Consider the following 2,246-nt stretch of genomic DNA (forward strand, 5'->3'; position numbering starts at 1 on the left):
AACGACGGACCCCGGGCCCCCCGAATGGCGTACGGTGCCGCCCATGCCAAGTGTGCTCGTGGTCGAGGACGACCAGTTCGTGCGCTCCGCCCTCATCAGGCACTTGACCGAGGCCTCCCACACCGTGCGGAGCGTCGGTACCGCCCTGGAGGCCCTGCGCGAGGTCGCCCATTTCCGTTTCGACGTGGTCGTACTCGACCTCGGACTGCCCGATCTCGACGGGTCCGAGGCGCTGAAGATGCTGCGCGGGATCACCGACGTGCCGGTCATCATCGCCACCGCGCGGGACGACGAGGCCGAGATCGTACGGCTGTTGAACGACGGCGCCGACGACTACCTCACCAAACCGTTCTCGGTGGAGCACCTGTCGGCCCGGATGGCCGCCGTACTGCGCCGCTCCCGGGCGCTCGCCGCCGACGACCCGCCCTCGCGCGTCATCCGCGTCGGCGGACTCGCCATCGACCCGCTGCGCCGCCAGGCCGAACTCGACGGCGCCCGACTGGATCTGACCCGGCGTGAGTTCGATCTGCTCGCCTTCCTCGCCGGCCGGCCCGGTGTGGTCGTCGCGCGCAAGGAACTGCTGGCCGAGGTCTGGCAGCAGTCCTACGGCGACGACCAGACCATCGACGTCCATCTGTCGTGGCTGCGGCGGAAGTTGGGCGAGACGGCGGCCCGGCCCCGCTATCTGCACACCCTGCGCGGCGTCGGCGTGAAGCTGGAGCCGCCGGCCCCCGGGGCGCCGGTGACCGGCTCCGGCGCGCACGAGCCCCGGTCATGAGATGGGCGCTGGTCAGGGTCTCGCTCGCGGTGACCGCGATGGTCGTGCTCGCCTTCGCCGTCCCGCTCGGTCTCGTCATCAAGGAGATGGCCAAGGACCGCGCCTTCTCCAACGCCGAACGGCAGGCCGCGACCCTGGGCCCCGTGCTCTCCATCGCCCAGGGCCGCGAAGAGCTGGAGTGGGCCGTCCGCTCCAGCCCCATCGGTGACACGGGGCAGCTCGCCGTCCATGTGCCTGCCTCCGGCGAACCGGGCGGCGTGCCCATGCAGATCGGCACCCGCCGGGCGGCGCAGAAGGACCTGAGCGCCACCGAGCGGCTGGGCAGGGCCTCGATCGCCGAGGTCAGCGGCGGGTCCGCGCTGCTCCAGCCGATCGCGATCTCCACCGGCAAGATCGCCATCATCGAGGTGTTCGTCCCCGAGGACGAGGTGTCCAACGGTGTCGCCACCGCCTGGCTGGTCCTCGCGGGCGTCGGCGCCGCGCTGATCGTGGGCTCCGTCGCCGTCGCCGACCGGCTCGGCGTACGGATGGTGCGCCCCGCCCAGCGGCTCGCGGGCGCCGCCCACGACCTCGGCGAGGGCAGGCTCGGCGCGCGGGTCCCGGAGAAGGGCCCGACGGAGCTGCGGTCGGCGGCGATCGCCTTCAACTCCATGGCCGACCAGGTGGTCCAACTCCTCGCGAACGAACGGGAACTGGCCGCCGATCTCTCCCACCGTCTGCGCACCCCGCTCACCGTGCTGCGCCTCAACGCCGCCTCGCTGGGCGAGAGTCCGGCCGCCGACCAGACGCGGGCGGCCGTCGCACAGCTCGAACGCGAGGTCGACACCATCATCCGTACGGCACGCAAGGCCAAGCCACAGACCCGGGCGACCACACCCGGCGTGGGCTGCGACGTCTCCGAAGTCATCCGCGAGCGCATGGACTTCTGGTCGGCGTTGGCCGAGGACGAGGGCCGGAAGGTACGGCTGGCCGGGGTCGGCCGCCCGGTGCGCATCCCGGTCGCCCGGCCCGAACTGGCCGCCGCCCTCGACGCGTTGCTCGGCAATGTCTTCCGGCACACCCCGGAGGGCACCGCCTTCGCCGTCGACGTCCACCACGCCGACGACGCCGTCATCGTCCTCGTCTCGGACTCGGGACCCGGCATCGCGGACCCCGCGGCGGCGCTCGTACGCGGCAACAGCGGGGCCCGCGAGGGGTCGACGGGACTGGGGCTCGACATCGTGCGCAGGGTCGCGGAGTCCACCGGCGGAGACGTACGGATCGGGCGCTCCGTGCTCGGCGGCACGGAGGTACGGATCTGGATCGGGCTCGGCGGACAGCGCCCCGCGCGCTCCGCTGGGGAGCGCCGTGGGCACCGGCTGCGGCGGCGGGGGAACGGCCTGCGGCCGGCGGACCATTAATCCGCTCCCAATGGTTCCTTAAGGGGGCCTCAAGAACGCCGACTCGGGCCCGCTATCGGCGACTTGTC

At 72.7% G+C, this 2,246-nt stretch carries 2 protein-coding genes; both read left to right on the forward strand.

Going from position 1 to position 2,246, the window contains the following annotated elements; genetic code table 11:
- Positions 1–43: 43 nt before the first annotated feature.
- Positions 44–778, forward strand: a complete 735-nt coding sequence (locus GXP76_RS35240) for a response regulator transcription factor (RefSeq protein ID WP_242575691.1) — start codon at positions 44–46, stop codon at positions 776–778.
- Positions 775–2,178 carry a HAMP domain-containing sensor histidine kinase gene (locus GXP76_RS35245; protein ID WP_242575692.1) on the forward strand — a complete coding sequence of 468 codons (1,404 nt, stop codon included), beginning with the start codon at positions 775–777 and terminating at the stop codon, positions 2,176–2,178. Before GXP76_RS35240 ends, GXP76_RS35245 begins: the two co-directional genes overlap by 4 nt.
- Positions 2,179–2,246 lie beyond the last annotated feature (68 nt).

The organism is Streptomyces sp. NP-1717 (genome assembly GCF_022695985.1).
Taxonomy (GTDB): Bacteria; Actinomycetota; Actinomycetes; order Streptomycetales; family Streptomycetaceae; genus Streptomyces.